The organism is Nocardia coubleae NBRC 108252, assembly GCF_001612805.1.
GTDB classification, from domain to species: Bacteria; Actinomycetota; Actinomycetes; order Mycobacteriales; family Mycobacteriaceae; genus Nocardia; species Nocardia coubleae.
Genome location: NZ_BDBD01000021.1, coordinates 208,214 through 229,524 on the forward strand (window position 1 = coordinate 208,214; position 21,311 = coordinate 229,524).

Annotated in this window: 18 protein-coding genes; 5 read left to right on the plus strand and 13 right to left on the minus strand. The window is 68.7% G+C overall.

Features of this window, described 5'->3' with window-relative positions; genetic code table 11:
* Positions 1 to 100: 100 nt before the first annotated feature.
* Positions 101 to 259 carry a hypothetical protein gene (locus tag NCO8_RS32190; RefSeq protein WP_210740700.1) on the plus strand — a complete coding sequence of 53 codons (159 nt, stop codon included), beginning with the start codon at positions 101 to 103 and terminating at the stop codon, positions 257 to 259.
* On the opposite strand, the gene NCO8_RS23815 is transcribed toward NCO8_RS32190, so the two are convergent.
* The gene (locus NCO8_RS23815) at positions 233 to 1,195 is read right to left on the minus strand and encodes a helix-turn-helix transcriptional regulator (protein WP_067642388.1); all 963 of its coding nucleotides are present in this window, start codon (positions 1,193 to 1,195) and stop codon (positions 233 to 235) included. The two genes, NCO8_RS32190 and NCO8_RS23815, sit on opposite strands and share 27 nt — an antisense overlap.
* Positions 1,196 to 1,287: 92 nt before the next feature.
* On the opposite strand from NCO8_RS23815, the gene NCO8_RS23820 reads away from it, so the two are divergent.
* Positions 1,288 to 1,710: a VOC family protein gene (locus tag NCO8_RS23820; protein WP_067642323.1), complete on the plus strand. Its 423-nt coding sequence runs from the start codon at positions 1,288 to 1,290 to the stop codon at positions 1,708 to 1,710.
* A gap of 2 nt (positions 1,711 to 1,712) precedes the next feature.
* Here the strand turns inward: NCO8_RS23820 and NCO8_RS23825 are convergent, their stop codons facing one another.
* Positions 1,713 to 2,507 (minus strand): HAD family hydrolase, encoded by a 795-nt coding sequence (locus tag NCO8_RS23825; protein ID WP_067642324.1) that lies wholly within the window; start codon positions 2,505 to 2,507, stop codon positions 1,713 to 1,715.
* Between the two features lie 368 nt (positions 2,508 to 2,875).
* Positions 2,876 to 4,996 (minus strand): Hsp70 family protein, encoded by a 2,121-nt coding sequence (locus tag NCO8_RS31540; RefSeq protein WP_067642325.1) that lies wholly within the window; start codon positions 4,994 to 4,996, stop codon positions 2,876 to 2,878.
* 525 nt (positions 4,997 to 5,521) lie between these two features.
* Here NCO8_RS31540 and NCO8_RS23835 point away from each other — a divergent pair.
* Positions 5,522 to 6,283, plus strand: a complete 762-nt coding sequence (locus tag NCO8_RS23835; protein WP_067642326.1) for an SDR family NAD(P)-dependent oxidoreductase — start codon at positions 5,522 to 5,524, stop codon at positions 6,281 to 6,283.
* 71 nt (positions 6,284 to 6,354) lie between these two features.
* Here NCO8_RS23835 and NCO8_RS23840 read toward each other — a convergent pair whose 3' ends face one another.
* The 7 genes from NCO8_RS23840 to NCO8_RS32920 form a co-directional block, all read right to left on the minus strand.
* Positions 6,355 to 7,947 (minus strand): FAD-dependent oxidoreductase, encoded by a 1,593-nt coding sequence (locus NCO8_RS23840; protein ID WP_084457418.1) that lies wholly within the window; start codon positions 7,945 to 7,947, stop codon positions 6,355 to 6,357.
* Between the two features lie 12 nt (positions 7,948 to 7,959).
* Entirely contained in the window at positions 7,960 to 8,973 is a 1,014-nt protein-coding gene (locus tag NCO8_RS23845) for an AurF N-oxygenase family protein (protein WP_370465790.1), read from the minus strand.
* 306 nt (positions 8,974 to 9,279) lie between these two features.
* Positions 9,280 to 10,275, minus strand: coding sequence for a sulfate/molybdate ABC transporter ATP-binding protein (locus NCO8_RS23850; protein WP_067642328.1), 996 nt, complete (start codon positions 10,273 to 10,275; stop codon positions 9,280 to 9,282).
* Positions 10,272 to 11,078 carry a sulfate ABC transporter permease subunit CysW gene (gene cysW, locus NCO8_RS23855; RefSeq protein WP_067642329.1) on the minus strand — a complete coding sequence of 269 codons (807 nt, stop codon included), beginning with the start codon at positions 11,076 to 11,078 and terminating at the stop codon, positions 10,272 to 10,274. The genes NCO8_RS23850 and cysW overlap by 4 nt, the downstream gene beginning before the upstream one ends.
* A complete protein-coding gene (cysT, locus tag NCO8_RS23860) occupies positions 11,075 to 11,974 on the minus strand; it encodes a sulfate ABC transporter permease subunit CysT (RefSeq protein WP_067642330.1) in 900 nt (299 codons plus the stop codon). Before cysT ends, cysW begins: the two co-directional genes overlap by 4 nt.
* A gap of 35 nt (positions 11,975 to 12,009) precedes the next feature.
* Positions 12,010 to 13,059 (minus strand): sulfate ABC transporter substrate-binding protein, encoded by a 1,050-nt coding sequence (locus NCO8_RS23865; RefSeq protein WP_067642331.1) that lies wholly within the window; start codon positions 13,057 to 13,059, stop codon positions 12,010 to 12,012.
* Between the two features lie 178 nt (positions 13,060 to 13,237).
* Positions 13,238 to 13,327 (minus strand): Ms4533A family Cys-rich leader peptide, encoded by a 90-nt coding sequence (locus tag NCO8_RS32920; RefSeq protein ID WP_312032668.1) that lies wholly within the window; start codon positions 13,325 to 13,327, stop codon positions 13,238 to 13,240.
* A gap of 73 nt (positions 13,328 to 13,400) precedes the next feature.
* Here NCO8_RS32920 and NCO8_RS23870 point away from each other — a divergent pair, with 73 nt between their 5' ends.
* Positions 13,401 to 14,450 carry a M48 family metallopeptidase gene (locus NCO8_RS23870; RefSeq protein WP_067642332.1) on the plus strand — a complete coding sequence of 350 codons (1,050 nt, stop codon included), beginning with the start codon at positions 13,401 to 13,403 and terminating at the stop codon, positions 14,448 to 14,450.
* Positions 14,451 to 14,563: 113 nt separating this feature from the next.
* On the opposite strand, the gene NCO8_RS23875 is transcribed toward NCO8_RS23870, so the two are convergent.
* Positions 14,564 to 14,803: a hypothetical protein gene (locus tag NCO8_RS23875; RefSeq protein ID WP_067642389.1), complete on the minus strand. Its 240-nt coding sequence runs from the start codon at positions 14,801 to 14,803 to the stop codon at positions 14,564 to 14,566.
* 96 nt (positions 14,804 to 14,899) lie between these two features.
* Here NCO8_RS23875 and NCO8_RS23880 point away from each other — a divergent pair, with 96 nt between their 5' ends.
* Positions 14,900 to 16,870 carry a glycoside hydrolase family 15 protein gene (locus tag NCO8_RS23880; RefSeq protein WP_067642333.1) on the plus strand — a complete coding sequence of 657 codons (1,971 nt, stop codon included), beginning with the start codon at positions 14,900 to 14,902 and terminating at the stop codon, positions 16,868 to 16,870.
* Here NCO8_RS23880 and NCO8_RS23885 read toward each other — a convergent pair.
* Together NCO8_RS23885 and NCO8_RS23890 are read right to left on the minus strand one after the other, a co-directional pair.
* Positions 16,864 to 18,666, minus strand: coding sequence for a P-loop NTPase family protein (locus NCO8_RS23885; protein ID WP_067642334.1), 1,803 nt, complete (start codon positions 18,664 to 18,666; stop codon positions 16,864 to 16,866). The genes NCO8_RS23880 and NCO8_RS23885 overlap by 7 nt on opposite strands.
* Before the next feature lie 45 nt (positions 18,667 to 18,711).
* The gene (locus NCO8_RS23890; RefSeq protein WP_067642335.1) at positions 18,712 to 21,081 is read right to left on the minus strand and encodes a hypothetical protein; all 2,370 of its coding nucleotides are present in this window, start codon (positions 21,079 to 21,081) and stop codon (positions 18,712 to 18,714) included.
* Between the last annotated feature and the right edge of the window lie 230 nt (positions 21,082 to 21,311).

Here is a 21,311-nt window from a genome sequence, read left to right on the forward strand (position 1 = left end):
GACCGCAGCTGATGGTGCAGGTCTTTCTCGATGCGAGGCCGGGCTGGCGCACAGCTTCCAGCTCTATCCGGACTCGGAAGCGGTTCTCGCGCACTGGCAGATGTCGGACCCCTACATCCAGGACGTGATGGCGCACTGCACCATCGAGTCGTTCGAGACCTTCGGGGAGATGTCGGACGCGGTGCTCGAGGGATTGCGGTCGGGGCCGGTCGGGGCGGTGACTGTGCGGCCGCTATTGACCGGGTTCACCAGGTTGTGAACTGTTAACGCGCATCAGTTCCGCGCCGATAGCCACCAATTCGGCTTTCACCTCGGCGGGGCCGAGCACCTCCATGTCGCCCGCCCAGCCCGCGAGCTGGCGGGCGACCATCTTGGGCGTGTCGGCGGTGATCTCGGCCAGCACCCGGCCGTCGCCGGTGCTGCCGACCAGGGTGCAGTTGCGGCCCTGCTGATCGGCGAGGATGGGAGCCAAGCGCTCGGACACCGCGACCTGGGCGGCGACGGCCGAGCGGCGACGCTCCATCCGGTCGACCACCCGGGACCACTCGGCGTGCAGATCGAAGTCGGCTGGTCGCTCGGCGGGTTCGTCGAGAACGGTCACCGCGCCGATCCGGTCGAGACGGAAGGTGCGCTGACCTCGCTCGGTCCCCGCTAGCAGGTACCAGATCGTTTCCTTCTCGACCAGGCCCCACGGGTCGACGGTGCGCATCGTGGCCTGCCCCGCCCGCGCGTATTCGATGCGGACACGTCGTCGATCGACCACGGCACGCTGCAATGTGTCGAGGACGGCGGGTGGTTGCGGGTCGGGCCTTCCCCAGCGTGCCGGGTCGACGACCACCGCGTCGGCGGCTGCCGCGGCGTCGGCACGGAAGGTCTGCGGCAAGGCCCTGACCAGTTTGCGCAAGGCGGACTTCACCTCGGGAGCCGCGGCGGCCGCCGGGCCCGCGAGCAGGAACAGCGCCCTGGTCTCCCCCGCCGTGAGTCCGGACAGATCGGTGCGCGCGCCACCGATCAGCGACCACCCACCTCCCCGTCCGGCTTGCGGATACACCGGAATGCCCGCCGCCGAGAGAGCCTCGAGGTCGCGGCGAGCCGTCGCCACCGACACCTCGAGTTCGGCGGCCACCTCGGCCGCCGTCACCCGGCCCCGCGCCTGCATGAACAACAGGGTCGCCACCAATCGGTCCGCTCGCATACCCATGATTCTGCCGAAGAAAGTGCTCATTCGGTGAGCACTTTGCCTGGCAGAGTTCAGGGAAACACCAGCACACCGACCCAGGAGCAGACATGTTGCGCGGAATGGCCACCACCACCTACTACGCCGACGACCTCACCGCCGCCAAGGACTGGTACACCGAATTCCTCGGCCTCGCACCGTATTACGAGGTGCCGGGCGGCTACTACGAGTTCCGGCTCGGCCCGGGGCAGGACGAACTCGGCATCATCAACCGGGCGTACGCGCCGGCCGGTGCCCGCAATGCACCCGGTGGCGGCGGAATCGTGTACTGGCACGTCGACGATCTCGCCGCCACCCTCACCCGGCTGCTCGAACTCGGCGCCACCGAATACGAACCGATCACCGAACACGGCGACGGAGCGGGTTTCGTGACGGCGTCGGTCCTCGATCCCTTCGGCAACGTCCTCGGCATCATGTACAACCCGCATTTCGTGGCGATGACGGCCGCGCGGGAGGCGGCGCTGAGCTCCTGAGCTCAGAACCAGCGCTCGAGGACGGTGGCGACACCGTCCTCGGTGACGTGACCGGTGACTTCGTCGGCCATGGCGAGCACGTCGTCGGGTGAGCCCGTCATGGCGACCGAATGTGCCGCCCAGCGCAGCATTTCGCGATCGTTGAAGCCGTCGCCGATGGCGAGCGTCGCCGAGGCGTCGACGCCGAGAGCGCACCGGAGGCGTTCCAGCGCCCAGCCCTTCGACACGCCACGACGTGAGACGGTCAGCCACGGCCCGAATTCACCGTGGACCCAGGAGGTCTCGGGCACCACGAGGCTGTCGAGCTGGCGCACCATCTCCGCGACGTCGCCACCGGGCCACCATCCGTTGAGCCGGGGTGTTGGTTTGCTGCTGAGCACGTGGTGGTCGACGAGCTGGAAATCGCCGATCGAGTACTCCCCAGGGCTGTGACCCGTCGCCCAGATGCCGACGCCGACCCGCTCGGCGGCGAAGATCATCTCGGGAAACAGCGCTCGCAACGCGCCGACGGCGGGTGCCGGGTCGAACAGTTCCACCGCGACGGGTTCACCACGTGCCACGTCGATCTGCACCGCACCGTTGGAACACAGCGCGTGCCCCTCGATGAGCCCGAGTTCGCGCAACACCGGCCGGGTGGTGAGCACCGTCCGTCCGGTCGTCACCACCACATGCGACCCCGCGGCCACCGCCGCCCGCACTGCCGCGACCACCCGCCCGCTGATCGGGCAACCGGACTCCAGCAAAGTCCCGTCGATATCGAGCGCGATCAGTTTCGGCGCTCCCCCGAGTGCAGCCATCCACCCATTCTGCCCCGCCGCCCCCCCGATCACCCTGAAATTCACTGCCCTTGACGCACCCGTGCTCCAGCCAGCGCAACCGAATCCTGTGTACCCCTGGGCCTCTCAGCGGCCGGGGGTGCGCGACCAACGTTAGATCCGGCAGCACCTAGCGGAACCCGGACGCAGATCCGTGCAGCGTCGGTTCATCTGGATGCTCGGTCCAGCAGATTTCCGATAGGGCCGCAGGTATCGGTGTGCGGCGACAGGTGCGAATGGTCTCCGAGTGCACCACTTTGCAGCCCAAGGACTTTCGATCGATGGCCACAGACCGAGGGTGCTCCGCCGCCGGTCGATGCCTGCCGCCGCCCGACATACTATCTTCGACCTCAGCGGCGCGAACCGCCGCCGTCTCCACCGCCGTTGCCGCCGGACGAGCCACCGGAGTCGCTGCCGCCGGAGGTACCACCGGAAGTCGAGCCGCCCGAGGTACCACCGGAAGTCGAGCCGCCCGACGTGCCACCCGAAGTCGAACCACCCGACGTGCCACCCGAGGTCGAGCCACCGGATGTGGAGCCACCGGACGTTCCGCCCGAGGTGGACCCGCCGGAGCTGCTGTCGCCGGACGTGCCCCCGGAGCCGGCGCCGCCGGAGTCACCACCCGAGGCGCCGCCCGTGGAACCGCCTGCGTCCGAACCGCCGGAGGTCCCACCCGATGTTCCGCCGGCAGTCCCACCCGAGGCGCCACCGGATGTCCCGCCGGAGACGCCGCCCGATGTTCCGCCGGTCGTGCCGCCGGTCGACGCACCCGAATCGGTACCACCCGGATAACCGCCGGATGTGCCGCCGGATGGGATGCCGCCGGTACCACCGGGGTTGTACGGTTTGTCGGAAGGCGCGGCGCCGCTGCCGATTCCGTCGGACACGCCGATATCGATGCCACCTGTGGCGGGAGGCGAGACGTCGGGAGCACCGGTGCCGGGAGCAGGGAGGGAGGTGTCGCCGGGAATGGTCGGGGCTCCGGCGGAGGGAATTCCGGAATTGGGGGATCCCGCCGAGGGGACACCGGCGATCGGGCCGGGGTCGGTGATGGGGCCGGGGTCGGTGATGGGGCCGGGGTTGGTGATGGGCCCGGGGCCGGGGTTGGTCGGCGACTCGGCGGAAGGCTTGTCGAACGGCAGCGGGTTGACGAAGTGTGCGGGGTCGCCGTAGGACGTGCGAGCCAGGACCGGGGAACGGCAGTCGCCGCCGCCGGCCCGGAACCGTTCGCCACCCTCGGAATCCGCCTGCGCTGCCCCACGTTCGGGTGCCCCCGACGCCGCACCGACGATCATTTCGTACGCGGTGCGCGCGGCCGCGCTGACGACGCGCACCTTGCCGGTGACCGGGTCGATCGTGTTGACCAGTCCCGTGGTCTGGGCGGCGAGCAGGTCGGCGCTCATGTCGTAGAGCAGGGCGTCGGCGGGGGCGCCGAGGGCGGGGAACCGTTCGAGGACGGGTGTCAGACCGGGATCGAACGGGCTGCCGAACACCGTCATCGCCGACATCGCGAGCGCGGAAACCACTGCGGCGCTGGAGAAGACGGCCACGTGCGGCGCCGAGTTGCCGCTCTGCTGCGCCGGTGCGAAGGTGCGGGCGGCCAGGGCGGCCGCGCCCGCCGCGACGACCTGACCCGGATCGGCCACGGTCACCAGCGGGACGCCGAGATCGGCGAGGGTGCGCGCCACCTCCGGCGGCCGTGTGGCCCCGCCGACGAGCAGGATGCGCGAGATGTCGGCCAGCCGCAGGCCCGCGGCGGCAACGGTTTTGCTGACCAGCGGGAAGGTGTCGCGGATGTGTTCGGCGCGCAGGCTGTCGGTGTTCACCATCGAGGTGAGTGTCGCCGTGGCGCGGCCGTTGCGTGACTCGACGGCATACCGGGCGACCATCTCGCCCAGCGGCTTTCCGCCGAAGTCGGTGGACCGCACGGGTGTGCCGACCATCGGGTGGTGCGGCCAGTCGGGACCGACGCGCAGCACGGTCAGGTCGAGACTGTTGGCGCCCAGGTCGTAGACGAGTACGAAACCCGGTGCGAGCGGCCCGTGTTCGACCTCGAGCCATTCGGCGGCGGCCACCGGTTCGGGCGCGAGCAGCACCTGACCGGCACCCGCCAGGTGTAATGCCTGACCGAGCAGGGCGACCTGCTTCTCGGTGTAGGTGGCCGGATAGGTGAGCACCACCCCGGCAGCCGGCTCGGCCAGCTCGATGAGCCCCGTGGCAACGGCGGCGATCAGGTTGGTGGCGGAGTAGAAACGCCCCGCGATCACCATCGGCTCCGGTTCGCGGCTCAGGTCCGCGAAATCCGTGATCGCCGAGGCGAATTCGTTGATCGCGCCGATGCGGGGGCGGCCCGCTTCGTCGAATGTGAGGGCGGTACGGCGTGTGCGTACCGTCGGCTTGGCCGGATCCTCGGCGACAACCGCCGAAATCGCATTGACCGTGCCGATGCTCAAACCCAGACCTCTGGTCATTGTTTTGCTATCCCGTCAACGCACCGTGACCACGTCCAGCACGCGAGCGCACTCATGTGGCCGCGGTCGTCTTCCAAACAGCTCGCCTAGATTAACGGCAACATGGCCGAATTGCTGTGAGATTGATACCCGACACTCCACCTCGGATGCAAGAGGGCGCATATCCGCAGGTAGAAGCCCATGAGGTCGACCGTCCAGTCCCCTGAACGTCCGCGCGAGCGCTTACAGACTCCGAGAAGCAGCTACCCGGGAGTAATCACCCGAAGTGGACCGAAAATACATTCTTTCGGTTTGTTATCACGGCTACGACAGTAATTACCGACCGGTAATCAATTCATTTACTACGGGTTCGCATACACGTGCCGGAAAAACCGAAAGCTCGATTTGTATAACCCCCGGAAAGCGTGACATGTCAACGCAACGGCCGAAACCCGCCAGCACGCACCGCTGCCCGACGGTTGACTCGAAGTCCGGGAGACCGACCCACACGGACTCCGAAACATCAAGGGAGAGAAGGTACTACGCATGTCCACTCGTTTCGCCGACCAGGTCGTCCTCGTCACCGGCGCCAGCTCCGGCGTCGGCAAGGCGGTGGCGCTGCGGGTCGCGGCCGAGGGTGCGGCCGTCGTACTCGGCGCCCGGGGCAAGGACCAGGGCGAGCAGGTCGCCGAGCAGATCCGGGCCGAGGGCGGGCGCGCGCTGTTCGTGCCGACCGACGTCACCGTCGACGCCGACGTCGAGCGGCTCACCCAGGCCGCGCTCACCGAGTACGGCAGGCTCGACGGCGCGTTCAACAACGCGGGCGCGGTGAACGCCTTCGGGCCGGTCGCCGAGATCGGCGACGATGCCTGGTGCGCCGACCTGGAGCTGAACCTCACCGGCGTGTTCTACGGCTTGCGGCACCAAGTGCCCGCGATCATCGCCTCCGGTGGCGGCGCCATTCTGAACAACGCCTCCAACCTCGGCGTGGTCGGGATGGCCTCGGTGGCGCCTTACGTGGCGGCCAAGCACGGCGTGGTCGGGCTGACGAAGTCGGTGGCGCTGGAAACCGCGGCTGCCGGTGTGCGAGTGAACGCGCTGGTCTCCGGTGCGGTCGACACCCCGGCGTTCCGCGCGTCGATGGGCGCCACTCCCGAGGGAGAGGCGGCGATCGCGGCATTGCACCCGATCGGGCGTATCGCACAGCCCGCCGAGATCGCGGCGCTGTGCGCGTTCCTGCTCAGTGCCGAGGCATCGTTCGTCACGGGCGCCGCGGTGACCGTCGACGGTGGTTTCACCGCACAGTGAGCACCACTCGGTGAGAACGACGAAGGCCCGCTACACCGCGCAGTCGGTGTAGCGGGCCTTCGGCTGTTCGATCAGCCGCGAGCGAGCAGGCGCTTGATGCCGCCACTCGCCGCGCGCGGTGCGGCGGCCCCACCGGCCACCGCCTGCGGACGACGCGAACGCACCAGCTTGTCGAAATCACCCGCAGCACGCGCCGGGTCGCGCAGCGCGCCCCGGTTGAAGTCGTCCGCGAGCTGCTGCACGGTTTCCTGTGCACAGGACTTGTTGGTGCCGATGAACCCGGTGGGACCACGCTTGATCCAGCCGGTCACATATGTTCCCGGCACGACATCGCCACCGGGAGCGTCGAGCACCCGGCCCGCCTCGTTCGGGATCACGCCGCGCGCGTCGTCGAACGGCAGGTCCTTGGTCGGCACGCCCCGGTAGCCCACCGAGGTGAGCACGACGCCCGCTTCCAGGAGTTCGGTGTCGCCGGTCGGCACCGCGCTGGTGCGACCTTCGGCATCGGTGACCAGCTCGTTGCGCTCGACCCGCACGCCGGTCACCGTCTCGGCGCCGAGGATCTCCACGGGCGAGGACAGGTACCGGAACACGATGCGCTTGCGGTCACCGAACGGGCGCTGCGCCACGCTGTGCAGCAGACGCAGCTTCTGCTCCACCTTGTAGGGCAGATCCGAGGTCACCGGCGGCAGCTCGCCCTCGATCGCGATGTCGATATCGGCGGCAAGCAGACCGACGAACTCGGGCACCGTGAACGCCGACTCGGCCGGACCGCGGCGGCCGAGCACGACGACCTCTTCGATCTTGCTCTCGCGCAACGCCTTCAAGGCGTAGGGCGCGATGTCGGTATCGGCGAGGGTGGCCGGGTCGACGGTCAGGATGCGGGCCACATCGAGGGCGACGTTGCCGTTGCCGACGATCACGACGCGCTTCTGATTCAGATCGAACTGGTCCTCGGCGTGGTCGGGATGACCGTTGTACCAGGCGACGAAGTCGGTCGCCGACACGTTGCCGGGCAGCCCCTCACCGGGGATGTTCAGCTTGCGATCCGCCGACGCGCCGACCGCGTAGATCACCGCGTGGAAGTGCTCGAGCAGTTCGGCGTGGCTGATGTGCGTGCCGATCTCGACATCGAGGTAGGTGCCGAAGTCGTCCTGCTTCGACATCACGTCGAACAGGTCGGCGACCTTGCGGGTGCGCTTGTGGTCGGGCGCGACGCCGAGCCGGGCCAGGCCGTAGGCCTGCGGCAACCGGTCGAACATGGTCACCGCCACCCGGGGCTGGGTGAGCAGCTCGTCGGCGGCGTACATCGCCGACGGACCCGACCCGACGATCGCCACCCGCAGCGGCGAGCGTTCGGTGTCGATGGCGGGCGGCATCACCGGTGCGGCCAGCGTGGGACGCGAGCGCTGCACCCGGTAGAAGTCGGCGTTGATCTCGATGAAGGGCTTCTGCTCTTCGGTGAGTTTCTTCGAGGAGGTGATCGCGTCGACCGGGCACGCGGTGGCACAGGCGCCGCAGTCCACACACGCGGCCGGGTCGACGTAGAGCATCTCCGCCGTACGGAAGTCCGGCTCATCCGGAGTCGGATGAATGCAGTTCACCGGGCATGCGTAGACGCACGAGGCGTCGCTACAGCACGACTGGGTTACAACGTAGGGCATCTATTTATCGTCTCAGGCAGCGTGCTTCGCGGAGCGCTTGGGCTCGGACCGGTAGCGGCTCGACGGACCATCGATGCCGAGCAGCTTCCAGACCTTCTTGGCGACCGGGTTCATCAGACCGATCTCCTCGGCCAGGGCGCGCACGTCGATGAAGTAGTCCGCGAAGACCTGCTTGGCCTCCTTGGAGCCGTAGAACAATTCCTTGCGGACCGCCTTGGGCATCTCGAACTGCTTGAAGAAGGTCTTCGGCGGGGTCGCGATGGCGCGGCCGAGCACGAACATGACGATCGGCATGGCGATCGACAGCACGAACTTGTTGACCGCGGGCTGCGCGGGCACGTTCTTCTTCAGGAACTCGTGGGCGAAGGAGATGTGGCGAGCTTCCTCGGCCACGTGGATCGCCATCACGCCGCGCATGATCGGGTGGATGTCGTCACCCGAGCGCAGGATGTCCTTCTGGATGTGGTCGATCGGCTCCTCGCCGGCGAGCACGGCCATGAAGAAGAAGTTCGGGAACAGCGCACCGGCCGGGGCTGCCAGGTGGCGCAGCTGACGCACGAGCGGGTTCATGCCCGGCACGTCGGCGACGCGGTTCACCATCTCCTGGAACATCAGGGTGTGGTTGTGCTCTTCGATCATCTCGTGCGAGCAGTACCGGAATTCCGGATCGTTGTTCTTCAGGTTGAAGATGTGCTGCATCATGCCGATGATCAGGATGGCCTCGAACTGCAGGCCGACCTTGGCGACATTGGCCTGGCGAACCTTGCCGATGGCGATCTTCTCGTCCAGCGGCAGGGCCTGGTACCAGGGATGGCGACCGATCGGGTCGGCGGAGGTGACAAGCACCCAGCGCTCCGGCTTGTAGTCCGGATCGAATTCGGGGTTGTCCCAGTCGATGTCCTCGAACGGGTCGAAGTGGCGATTCACCGAAGCCTCGGACAGCATCAGCAACTTCTCGGCGTACGCCTGAGCCTCCGCGACTACAGGATCGACGTCAGGGTTGGTGGGCGCAGACATCGTCGTCACTGCCTCTCCTCAAGGGACGTTTACTGTTTCCAATAGTTACACCTACGAGTGGTCACGTCAACTCCGCGAACCCCTGGAAGCCGGCCCGCGCGCGCGTCGCCGCGGCAGCCGGACAAGCTACTCACCAGTAAAAACGCTTCTACCTGTGACACCGTGTCATGCACAGTCTGTGAGCCCACGTGGTGAGATCGGGAAAATTCTTCGTGGCGGGCGCGTCGCGGGACCGGCGGTACCGACTACCTGCGGTGATCCGTACAAGAACAAAGGCCCCGCGACGACTGCCGCAGGGCCTTTGCCTGAGTGATGTCAGGATTGCGGCAGGTCCGGAATCCGGGTGGCGCGGGCATAGACGGTCTCGCCCTCGTTGAGCCGGAGGGCGGCGGCGTCACCGCGCGTCACCTGCGCGGCGAACTGATCGCCGGTCGCGGCATTGCGCAATTCGAGGCGGACCTCGAAACCCAGCCGGACGATGCGTTCGACGGTGGCCCGGGTGACCCCGGCCGACTCGGCGGTGCCCTCGTGCTCGGCCAGCGCCATGCTCGGATCGCGACCGATGCGGATGTCGTGCGGGCGGACCAGGTGACCGTTGAGCCGGGCGACCGCGCCGAGGAACGACATCACGAACTCGTTGGCCGGCCGGTCGTAGACCTCCTCGGGCGAACCGACCTGCTCGATGCGGCCCTTGTTCATCACCGCGATCCGGTCGGCCACGTCGAGGGCTTCCTCCTGGTCGTGGGTGACCAGCACGGTGGTCACGTGGACCTCGTCGTGCAGCCTGCGCAGCCACTGACGCAGATCGGTGCGCACCTTGGCGTCGAGCGCGCCGAACGGCTCGTCCAGCAACAGCACCTGCGGGTCGACGGCGAGCGCGCGGGCCAGTGCCATGCGCTGACGCTGACCACCCGAGAGCTGCGCCGGGTACCGGTGCTGGAAACCATCGAGGCCGACGATGCCGAGCAGCTCGTCGACGCGCTTGTCGATCTCCTTCTTCGGCCGCTTGCGGATGGTCAGCCCGAAGGCGACGTTGTCGCGCACGGTCATGTGCTTGAACGCGGCGTAGTGCTGGAACACGAAGCCGATGTCGCGCTTTTGCGGCGGCACGTGGGTGACGTCGTTGCCCGCGATGACCACGACGCCGGAATCCAGATTCTCCAGGCCGGCGATCGAGCGCAGCAGGGTGGACTTGCCCGAACCGGACGGGCCGAGCAGGGCGGTCAGCTCGCCGGAGGGGATGTCGATGCTGACGTCGTCGAGAGCGGCGAAGGAACCGTAGTTCTTGCGCGCGTTGGTCACGGTGATCATTCGGTGCCCCGCTTGCGTTCGAGAAGAGTCATCAGGAGGAGTACGACCAGCGCCATGCCCATCAGGAGGGTGGCCGCGCTGTAGGCGCCGAAGGTGTTGTGGTCGTTGATGTAGCGGCCGTGCACCAGCAGGGTGAGCGTCTGGGATTCGCCGGGCAGCGCGGTGGAGACCATGATGACCGCACCGAATTCGCCGAGCGCGCGGGCGACGGTGAGCACGACACCGTAGGTCAGACCCCAGCGGATGGCGGGCAGCGTGATGCGCCAGAACGTCTGCCAGCGCGACGCGCCGAGCGTGGCGGCCGCCTGTTCTTGATCGTCGCCGATCTCGTGCAGCACCGGCTCCACCTCGCGCACCACGAACGGCAGCGTCACGAAGATGGTGGCGATGACCATGCCCGGCAGGCTGAAGATGACCTTGAAACCGAGCGTCTCCAGCCCACCGAACCAACCACCGGCACCCCAGAGCAGGATCAGCGACACACCGACGACCACCGGCGACACCGCGAACGGCAGGTCGACGATGCCCTGCACCAGGCTGCGCCCGGGGAACTTGCTTCGCACCAGCGCCAGCGCGGTGACCACACCGAACACCACGTTCAGCGGAACGACGATGGCGACGATGATCATCGACAGCTGGAACGCCGACTGCGCGGCGGGCGTGGTGATCGACTCGAGGAACGCCCCGATCCCCCGCTCGAACGTGCGCCACAGAATGATGACCAGCGGCAGCACCAGCAGCACGGCCAGGTAGCCGAGCGCGACGGTACGCAACGACAGCCGGGTGAACGCGGACAGTCTCATCGGGCCGCCTCTTCCTTGCGCGCGGACCGTTCGGCCAGCAGCCGCAGCACGAGCAGGCTGACGAACGAGATCACCAGCAGCGCCACCGACACAGCGGCCGCGTTGACCGGCCGGTCGACCTCGATCTGCTGCTGGATGTACTGCGAGGTCATCTGGGTCTCGCGCGGGATGTTGCCACCAATCAGCACCACCGACCCGTACTCGCCGATCGCCCTGGCGAAGGCGAGGCCGCCACCGGAGATGATCGCGGGGGTGAGCGTGGGCAGCACGATCCGCCGGAAGGTGATCCAGTTGCTCGCACCGAGCGAGAGCGCCGCCTGCTCGACCTCCTTGTCGACCTCGATGAGCACCGGCTGCACCGAACGCACCACGAACGGCAGCGTCACGAAGGCGAGCGCGACCACGAGGCCGGGCTGGGAGGCGTTGAGATGGATGTCGATCGGGCTGTTCGGGCCGTAGAGCGAGAGCAGCACGATCGAGGCCACGATCGTCGGCAGCGCGAACGGCAGGTCGATCAGCGCGTTGACGATCCCCTTGCCGGGGAATTCGTCGCGCACCAGCACCCAGGCGATGAGGGTGCCCATCAGCACGTTGATGACGGCGACGATCACCGAGACGCCGATGGTCACCTTCAGCGAGTCGAGCGCGGCGGGCGCGGTGACCGCGTCCCAGAAGCCGGCCCAGCCGTCCTCGAACGAGCTGACCGTGAGCGCCGCGAGCGGCAGCAGCACGATGACGCTGAGCCACAGCACGGCGACACCGATGCCGACCGGGCCGACCGAGCCGGTCACGCGCAGCCACGACAAGCGGCGGCCCGCCGGGCGTTTTTCGGGTTTCGCGGCACCGCCGGGATCGGGGGTGACCCCGGTCCCGGCGTGCCCACTGCTGTCAGTCACAGTTGTCCAGTATCACGTGTGCGCTGGGTCACGGCCTACTTGGTTGCCTGGTCGTAGATGACCGCGACCTTGCCGGTGCCCTGGGCGAACAGCTCCTTGTCGACCGTCTTCCAGCCGCCGAGGTCGTCGATGGTCCAGAGCTTGGCCGGCTGCGGGAAGTCGTCGGCGAACTCGGCCGCGACCTTCGGGTCGACCGGGCGGAAGCCTGCCTCGGCCCAGGCCTTCTGACCGGCCGGGGTGAACAGGAAGTCGCGGAACGCCAGCGCCTTGGCCTGGTTCTTGGCGTTCTTGAGCACCGCGACCGGGTTCTCGATCTTGAAAGTCACCGGCGGGTTGACGTGTTCGATCGGGTCGCCGTTGCGCTCGGAGAAGATGGCCTCGTTCTCGTAGCTCAGCAGCACGTCACCGGTGCCCTGCAGGAAGGTCTCGGTGGCTTCGCGGCCCGACTTGGGCTGCACCTTCACATGTTCGGGCGAGATCAGCTGGGTCAGGTAGTCCAGGCCGGCCTGCGGGTTCTTGCCGCCGTCGCTCTTGGCCGCGTAGGGGGCGAGCAGGTTCCACTTCGCCGAACCGGAGCTGAACGGGTTCGGGGTCACCACCTCGACGCCCGGTTTCACCAGGTCGTCCCAGTCCTTGATGCCCTTGGGGTTGCCCTTGCGCACCACCAGGGTCACCACCGAACCGAACGGGATGCCCTTGCTCGCGTCGGCGTTCCAGTTCGACTCGACCAGACCCGCGTCGACCAGGCGAGTGATGTCGGGCTCGACGGAGAAGTTCACGATGTCGGCCTCGGCGCCGTCCTTGACCTTGCGCGACTGGTCGCCCGATGCGCCGTAGGACGGGCGGATGGCGACGTCCTTGCCCGCCTCGGTCTTGTTGAACTCGGGCACGACCTTGTCGAAGCCCGGTTTGGGCACGGCGTAGGCGTAGAGGTTGATGGTGCCCGCGCTCCCGTCGGCGGCCGAGTCACCGCCGGTGGAGTCGCTGGCGCCGCCGCTGCAGGCCGACACGGTGATGGCGGCGACAGCGGTGAGGGCGACAGCGGCGACGCGACGGCGCGAGCCGAATCGGGTGATGCGAGACATCGGGATGAACCTTTCGGAAAGGACCTGCCGGACAACGGTTTTCGTTGTGGCGGGTTGACGCATGTCGAGAAGATGGCGCGACTCGGGCCCGAGGCCCCGGAGTGACGGACGACACCTGCGAAAGGGAAGCGCGCGCCAGTCTACTGGGAAGAAACGCGCAGGAGTGTCCGGTGGCCGATCAACGACAGAGAATATCGGCGACAGCGAGGTTGCCGACAGCGATCAACGCCAATTCATGGCGGATCTGCGGGACGACACTCGATGACACAGGCGAACTGTAGCAGATCCGTGCATGATGGTTCGAATCGACGAGAGTTCAACAACGAGGGGGGATTTCAGCCATGACCATGGCTCCTGACCGGGTCCGGACACGTTTTCCGGAGATCAGCACGCGCACCTGGGAGCACCCGGCCGACCGCACCGCGCTGGTGACACTGCGGTCGCTGAGCGGGTTCGACACGGTGCTGCGCGCGCTGTCGAGCCTGCTGCGGGAACGCCAGCACCGGTTGCTCTACCTGGCCACCGCGGTGCGGGTCGACGATCGCCAGTTCCGCACCCTGCACCAGTTGCGCGCCGACTGTGTCGGCGTGCTCGACGCGCAGGTCACGCCGGAGATGTTCGTGCTGCAGGACCCGTCGGTGAACGCCTTCACCATCGGGATGGACAAGCCGTTCATCGTGCTCACCACCGGCCTGCTCGAGTTGATGGACACCGAGGAGCTGCGGTTCGTCGTCGGGCACGAACTCGGGCACGCGCTGTCCGGGCACGCCGTGTACCGCACGATGCTGATGCATCTGATGCGGTTGTCGGCCTCGGTGGGCTGGATGCCGGTGGGTGGCTGGGCGCTGCGCGCGATCGTCGCGGCGCTGATGGAGTGGAGCCGCAAGTCCGAACTGTCCGGCGACCGCGCGGGGCTGCTGTGCTGTCAGGACGTGGACGCCTCGGTGCGCGTGCACATGAAGACGGCGGGCGGCGCCTGGCTGAAGGAGATGAACCACGGCGCCTTCCTCGACCAGGCCGACGACTACCTGCGGTCGGGCGACCTGCGCGACGGGGTGCTCAAGCTGCTCAACCTGGAATTGCAGTCGCATCCGTTCTCGGTGTTGCGCGCCGCCGAACTGCGCCGCTGGATCCAGTCCGGCGAATACGACCGGGTCCTCTCGGGTACCTATCCGCGACGCGAGCAGGATCGCAACGCGCGCATCAGCGACGAGGTGAAGGAGGCGGCCCGCCACTACCGCGAGTCGTTCGACCAGTCCGAGGACATGCTGGTGCGCACCGTGCGCGATCTGGGGCGCGATGTGGGATCGGCGGTGAACACCGTCGGCCAGGAAGTCGGCCGTACCGTCGCCGACCTGGGCAAACGTTTCGACGACTGGCGTAAGAACTGAGCCGGCCGACCGGTGTGCGCTATCGGCGCGCGCCGGTCACCTGGTGAAGAACCAGGCGATGACGACCAGGACGAGCAGGGCGACGAGGGCGAGCTGAACGCGCGAACGTGGCATCAGCGGGCACCGCTGCCGACGGTGGGGCGTGCCGGAGCCGGCGCCGGGACGGGTGCGAGCTCGGGGCGGTCGTCGCGGCCGAGCGCCCGGAAGATCGCGCGCAGGGCGCGGTCGAGGCCGTAGGCGATGGCGAAGCTGATCGGGACCATGCCGACCAGGACGACGAGGAATTGGGGAATGAACGGCAGCCCGGCCACCCACAGTTCGAAGCCGTCCCACCATCCTGCGATCCGTTGCACGACGACCACCCTAGTCGGTCGTCGTGAACACCCCTCACGACCGGGCGGTTCATCCGGTGCGGTGGACGCGGGCCGACATCGCACAGATCATGGGGTATGCCCTCTTCTCACGAAGACAGCCTGCCGATTCTGACGCCGGTGCTCTCGAGTGGTCGACGAGGCGCCTTCCCACCGATCGACGACTACGCCTTTCTGTCCGACTGTGAGACCAACTGCCTGATCGCCAGCAGCGGCTCGGTGGAGTGGATGTGTGTGCCGCGGCCGGACTCGCCGAGCGTGTTCGGCGCCGTCCTCGATCGTGCCGCCGGCCATTTCCGGATCGGCCCGTACGGCGTGCACGTGCCCGCCGCGCGGCGTTACCTGCCCGGCGGGATGATCCTGGAGACGACCTGGCAGACCGAGACCGGCTGGATGATCGTGCGCGACGCGCTGGTCCTCGGCCCGTGGCACAACACCACCTCGCGTTCGCGCAGCTTCCGCCGCACCCCGATGGACTGGGACGCCGAGCACATCCTGCTGCGGACGGTGAAGTGTGTGAGCGGCACGGTGGAACTGGAGATGAGCTGCGAGCCGTCGTTCGACTACCACCGCGACGGTGCGCGCTGGGAGTACACCGGCAAGGTGTACGAGCAGGCCACCGCGTCGTGCGCCGCCGACGACTCCTGCCCGAGCCTGACACTCACCACCGATCTGCGGCTCGGGTTGGAGGGCCGCGAGGCGCGGGCACGGACCAGGCTGAGCGAGGGCGACAACAGATTCGTCGCGCTCACCTGGTCGGAACTGCCCGCGCCCGCCACCTTCGACGAGGCGGCCGACAAGATGTGGACCACGGCCGAATGCTGGCGGCGCTGGATCACCCTCGGCGATTTCCCCGACCACCCGTGGCGCAACTATCTGCAGCGCAGCGCTCTCACCCTCAAGGGCCTCACCTACGCCCCCACCGGCGCCCTGCTCGCCGCGCCGACCACATCGCTGCCGGAAACCCCTGGCGGCGAACGCAATTGGGACTACCGCTACACCTGGGTGCGCGACTCGAGTTTCGCGCTGTGGGGCTTGTACACCCTCGGTCTCGACCACGAGGCCGACGACTTCTTCAACTTCCTCAACGACGTGACCACCGGCGACAACGGCGACGCCGTCCCCCTGCAGGTGCTCTACGGTATCGGCGGCGAACGCCACCTCACCGAGGAAACGTTGCCCGAGCTGTCGGGCTACGACTACTCCCAGCCGGTCCGGATCGGCAACGCCGCCTACGACCAGGACCAGCACGACATCTGGGGCACCATGCTCGACGCGGTGTACCTGCACATGAAATCGCGTCAGCAGGTGCCGGATTCGTTGTGGCCCATGCTCGAACGCACGGTGAACGCGGCGATCGACCACTGGCATGAACCCGATCGCGGCATCTGGGAGGTACGCGGCGAACCGCAGCACTTCACCGCGTCGAAGGTGATGTGCTGGGTAGCGCTCGACCGTGGCGCCCGGCTGGCACAGCTGCACGGCAAGCACACCCACGCGACGCGCTGGTTCGAGATCGCCGAGGAGATCCGCGAGGACGTCCTGGCCAACGGCGTCGATGCCGACGGGGTGTTCACGCAGACCTATGGCGGCACCACCCTCGACGCCTCCCTGCTGCTGATCGTGCTCACCCGGTTCCTGCCCGCCGACGACCCCCGGGTGCGGGCCACGGTGCTCGCCATCGCCGACCGGCTCACCGTGTCCGGGCTTGTCCTGCGCTACGACACCGACACCACCGACGACGGGTTGTCCGGCGAGGAGGGCACTTTCACGATCTGCTCGTTCTGGCTGGTGTCGGCGCTGGTGGAGATCGGTGAGCTCGAACGCGCCACCCACCTGTGCGAACGGCTGCTCGGGCTGGCGAGCCCGCTACGGCTCTACGCCGAGGAGATCGATCCGCGCACGGGCAGGCACCTGGGCAACTACCCGCAGGCGTTCACCCACCTGGCTCTCATCAATGCGGTGACCCATGTGATCCGGGCCGAGGACTCGCGTCAGGCCGGTCAGTTCCAGCCCGCCCACACCCCGGTACACCAGTCGAGTCAGTAGGCGAGCTTCTCGGCCCGTGCGCGCAGCGCGGCCACCGTGCGCAGTCCGGCGTCGATCTCGGTGAGGCGCAACTCGCGGTGGTCGCCGTAGCGCAGCCCGGTCTCCTCGGCAGCGCGCAGTGCCTCCTCGGCGGTGCGCGACACCTCGGCGGCGATCTCGGTGTAGTGGTCGCGCAGCACCCGCTGCAGCGTGCGCAGCCGGTTGCGGGACTCCTTGCCCACCTGGAAGATCACGTCGTCGGCGAGCCGGGCGACGGCCACCTTGGCCTCGGCCTGCCTGCGCTGCTTGCGGTTTCGCCGGTCGTCCCACAGCGCGTTCACACCGAGCAGCACGCCCGCGCCCGCCGAGTACCAGTTCACCAGCGACATACCGAGCAGGCTGGTGGCGAGACCCACCATCAGGATGCCGCCGTAGGAGCCGCGCAGGGCCGACAGGAACTGCTGTCCCACACCGGCTTTGGCGCTCTCCAACGGTTCCAGCGGTTGTACCGGTTCGAGCACCTCGCCCGGATTGGTGAGGCGCAGCTCCGGCAGCGGCGGGGTGCGGTTGTCGGGCGGGAACTTCGCGGCCACCTGCTCGGACAGCTCGACGGCACGGTAGTGCGCCATCACGAAGTTCTCCTCGACCGCCTCACAGATCCGCGCGTCGAGTTCGGTGGCGAAATCGGCCCACTTGCGAGCCGGGTCGATCCGCGAGATCTCGGCCTCGGCCTCCCGGACCAGGCTGCGCAGCCGGTGGCGCAGGTCGTGTTCGATATCGGCGCCCAGTTCGGCGCTGCCGTCGACCAGGGTGACCTGCCAGGTGGCGGTGCGCTGACGCAGCTGATCGGCCTCGGTACGGGCGGCGGCCAGCCGCTGCGTGATCTCGGCGCGGCGGCGCGGATCGCGCAGGGTGTCGGCCTCGGCGCGCAGGGTGACGGTGAGCTGGTCGGTGACCAGCGCGATATCGCGCACCGCCGCGGTCACCGCGACCGAATCGGCGCGGGCGACCACGAATTCGCGCAGATGATCGATGAGCTGGGGCACCCCGGATTCGATATCGCGCCGCGGGTCACGGGTCTCGCCCGCCTGGCGGTGCAGCACCGCCGACACGGGGGCGACAGCGAAGTTCAGGCCCGCTTCGTCGAGCAGGACCCGGTTGCGGCGCTGGGTGAGCGACCAGTGCGGGTTGCGGTCGATCTTGGTGAGCACACACACCACCGACGGGCAGACCCGTTCGACGCGGCGCAGGTAGTCCAGCTGAGCCGGGGTGAGTTCGGCGGCCGAGTCGGTGGCGTAGAGGACCACGTCGGCGGCGGCGATCATCGACCAGGCCGCTTTGTCGTGGGTGGTCGCGCCCGGTGCGTCCATCACCACGAGGCCGTCGGCGAGCAGGGGGCTCGGCTCGGCGAATTCGGCGCGCACGACGCCGAGCGAGATCAGCGCCGGGCCGGGGTCGAGCGGGTCCACCGGCACGCGCTCGATCCGGCCGCGCGGGTCCGACTTCACCAGCGTCGCGGTCGGTGTCCGGCCGTATTCGACGATCACCGGCACGCTCGGCTTGCCGTCGGTGGCGCTGACCGGGGTGCCGACCATGCTGTTGACCAGGGTGCTCATCCCGGCGCCCGGTTCGCCGACGACGACCATGCGCACCCGGGGATCGGTGAGCCGTGCCCGCACCATGCCGAGGCGGGCATCGAGGTCGTCGCGCCCGCCGGAGCGGACCAGGTCCCGCAATTCGTCGACGAGCGAGACCACCGGTGCCATCGCGTCCGGGTGCTTTACCGTCGCGGTCTGCAGTCCGGTCGCGGCAGACAACCTGTTCCTCACTCTCGTTGCATGGGCCCGGTCCTCGTTCTGGGACTAGACGAAGTCGTACCCAGCGTGCGCGGTGGGAAACGCCGACGACAAGTCGGCGGCACCGACGCCCGGCTCGAACAGACCGGCCGAGGCGCCATAGTAGCCGCCGTCGTGCTGATCGAACTCGGCGGCGATGGGCTTGGTCTCGATGACCGGCGGTTTCACCGGTGCGACGGTCGGCGCCACCGTGGCGGGCGGGGTGACCACCGCGGGCGGGTCGACGTCGACGGTCGGTTGCTTGGTCGGCGCGGTCGGCTGCTGTGTGGGTACGGTCGCCGTCGGAACCGACGCGGTCGGGCCGGTGGGGTCGGCGGGCGTATCGACGCTGGGGGTGCTCGGCGTGGTCGCGCCCGTGCCGGGGCCGGTGGTGAGGTCGTCGTCGGGGTAGGTGGGCGTCACCGGAACGGTGACTCCGGTGGTCGGCACGGTGACCGTCGGCACCGTCACGTCGGGGCGTGTTGTCGGGACGGTCACGGTCGGCACCTCGGGCAGCTTCACCGTCGAGGGCGTGCTGAGGTCGACGGTCGTCGGCGTCGACGGCGGAGTGACGGTGGGCAGGGTTGTCGGCGTGCTGGTCGAAGGCTCGGGAACCACAACGGGTTTGGTGACCGGCGCCGGAGCGAGCAGACCCGGTACAGCCGCCGCGGGTGCGGTGAGCGGGGACGCACCCGCCGGACCGCCGAGCACGTTGGCGATGGGGGTGGTCGCCGCGTCGGGCTGGATGGTGGTCTGCAGGGGTGTGCTGACCACCGGGCTCGGTGCGATCGGCGCGGCGATGACCGGAACCGGAGCCGGGACCGGGGCGACGGGTGCCGGAGCGGGTGCCGCGGCGACCGGTGCGGGTGCGATGGCGGCGGGGGCCGGAGCGATCGGCGCCGGGGCCGCCGGCGCGGGGGCGACGGGCGCCATGGCGGTGGGCGCGGGCACACCGGTCACCGGCGCTACGCCGCCCGGGGCCGCATGGCCGGGGGCCGGAGCGGACTGACCCGGGACGACCGTGCCTTGCGTCGGTGCGGTCTGACCCGGTCCGGTGTGACCGGGCGCGGTGGCGCCGGGCACGGCCGACCCGCCAGAGCCGGGCGCGGTGGCACCGGGCAAGGCCGATCCGCCGGGGCCGGGTGTGACGGAATCGGTCTGACCGGGTGCGCCGGGCGCGGGCTGACCGGGTGCGCTCTGTCCGGGTGCGAGGGACCCACCGGTCGAGCCGGGAGCAGTCGATGCGGGCAGATCCGCGGATCCTGGGAGACCAGGGCTCGCCGCAGGGGCCTCGGAGCCGGGCAGCGCCGGACCCGTCGATCCACCGGGTACGTCCGAACCGGGCAGTGCCGGGCCGGTCGCGGCACCGGGTACCCCATTCGCCGCACCGTCGAGCGGTGCGGGCTCGCCGGGGATGCGAATTCCGTCGCCGAGCCACTGGCTGTAGTCGTCGAGTGCGTCGCCGACATTGCCGACCTGCACGTCGACCTTCATCTGGGAGGTGAACCACACACCGTCGAGCCCGGCGTGCATGTCGACCTGCCAGTCGGAGGTCACCATCGCACCGAAGCCGTCGAACAGGCCACCGATGCCGTCGAAGGCGCCGCCGGGGCCGGCGACCTGGCTTGCCCCGTCGGAGCCGGGCAGCCCACCGAAACCGGGCAGGCCGTGGTCGTAGCCGGGGATCCCGCCGTCGTAGCCGGGGATGCCCGCACCGGGCAGGCCGTCGTAGCCGGGGATGCCGATGCCGCCGCCGGGGACACCGTCGTAACCGGGGATACCGCCGGGGAGGCCGTCGTATCCCGGGATGCCGATGCCGGGAATGCCGTCGAGTTCGGGGAATCCGGCGCCCGGCTGTCCGGCGCCGGGCTGGCCGGCGCTCGGCTTGTCGGTGCCCGGGATGCCGAAGCCGCTGTCGCCGTAGCCCGGTTTGGGCCCGTAGGAGGGGATGCCGATGCCGTTCGACGAATCGTCGTCGTCGGTGCCGGGAATCCGCATGCCCTGGTCACCGTCGGAACCCGGAATCTCGGGGCGCCAACCGCTTTCGCGTGGCTGCGAGGTCAGCGTGACATCGCCGTCCATGGGGCGCTGCGTACCGAAGGGGCTGTAGGGCAACGGGTTCGGCGCCGGTTCCGCGGGCAGGTCGGGAAACGTGAGGACCGGGCTCGGTGCGTCGGGTTCCGGGTCGCTCGGCACCTGCGACGACCAGCCGGCGTAGCGGCTGTCGGCATTGCTGCTGCCCTGTTCCGGGCTCGTCCCGTTGGCGGCGACCAGCGCGCCACCGGTGACGTACGCGCCGGCCCGCGCCACCCGAGCAACACCGTTGGCCACCAGGTAGGCCGTGTCGGTGCCGTCGGCGCGCGCGTCATCGTCGTCGAAAGGCAGTTCCCGCGTCATTCTTGCTCCACCACTCGCATCGCTGACTCTCCCCACCCACGAAACGAGGCGAAGTGAAGATCATCCAACACTAATTGCCCGGATCTGTACTGTCATTTCCACCAGGACGACCGGTCCCACCTTATGGCGAGCAACGCCTTTCGGCGAGCCGTCGGAACCGGGGGGACGCAGATCCCAAGAGAACTCTAACGATCGCTCAACGAAGCGTGAAGATCGCCTGCCTAGCGTCG

What these genes read in the sequence shown, in the direction of transcription:
- NCO8_RS23825 (WP_067642324.1), bottom strand. Translation starts at nt 2,507, where the DNA reads ATGGCTGCACTCGGGGGAGCGCCGAAACTGATCGCGCTCGATATCGAC.
- NCO8_RS23835 (WP_067642326.1), top strand. Translation starts at nt 5,522, where the DNA reads ATGTCCACTCGTTTCGCCGACCAGGTCGTCCTCGTCACCGGCGCCAGC.
- NCO8_RS23880 (WP_067642333.1), top strand. Translation starts at nt 14,900, where the DNA reads ATGCCCTCTTCTCACGAAGACAGCCTGCCGATTCTGACGCCGGTGCTC.
- NCO8_RS31540 (WP_067642325.1), bottom strand. Translation starts at nt 4,996, where the DNA reads ATGACCAGAGGTCTGGGTTTGAGCATCGGCACGGTCAATGCGATTTCG.
- cysW (WP_067642329.1), bottom strand. Translation starts at nt 11,078, where the DNA reads ATGAGACTGTCCGCGTTCACCCGGCTGTCGTTGCGTACCGTCGCGCTC.
- NCO8_RS23820 (WP_067642323.1), top strand. Translation starts at nt 1,288, where the DNA reads ATGTTGCGCGGAATGGCCACCACCACCTACTACGCCGACGACCTCACC.
- NCO8_RS23840 (WP_084457418.1), bottom strand. Translation starts at nt 7,947, where the DNA reads ATGCCCTACGTTGTAACCCAGTCGTGCTGTAGCGACGCCTCGTGCGTC.
- NCO8_RS23850 (WP_067642328.1), bottom strand. Translation starts at nt 10,275, where the DNA reads ATGATCACCGTGACCAACGCGCGCAAGAACTACGGTTCCTTCGCCGCT.
- NCO8_RS23870 (WP_067642332.1), top strand. Translation starts at nt 13,401, where the DNA reads ATGACCATGGCTCCTGACCGGGTCCGGACACGTTTTCCGGAGATCAGC.
- NCO8_RS32190 (WP_210740700.1), top strand. Translation starts at nt 101, where the DNA reads ATGTCGGACCCCTACATCCAGGACGTGATGGCGCACTGCACCATCGAG.
- NCO8_RS23865 (WP_067642331.1), bottom strand. Translation starts at nt 13,059, where the DNA reads ATGTCTCGCATCACCCGATTCGGCTCGCGCCGTCGCGTCGCCGCTGTC.
- NCO8_RS23815 (WP_067642388.1), bottom strand. Translation starts at nt 1,195, where the DNA reads ATGCGAGCGGACCGATTGGTGGCGACCCTGTTGTTCATGCAGGCGCGG.
- NCO8_RS23890 (WP_067642335.1), bottom strand. Translation starts at nt 21,081, where the DNA reads ATGACGCGGGAACTGCCTTTCGACGACGATGACGCGCGCGCCGACGGC.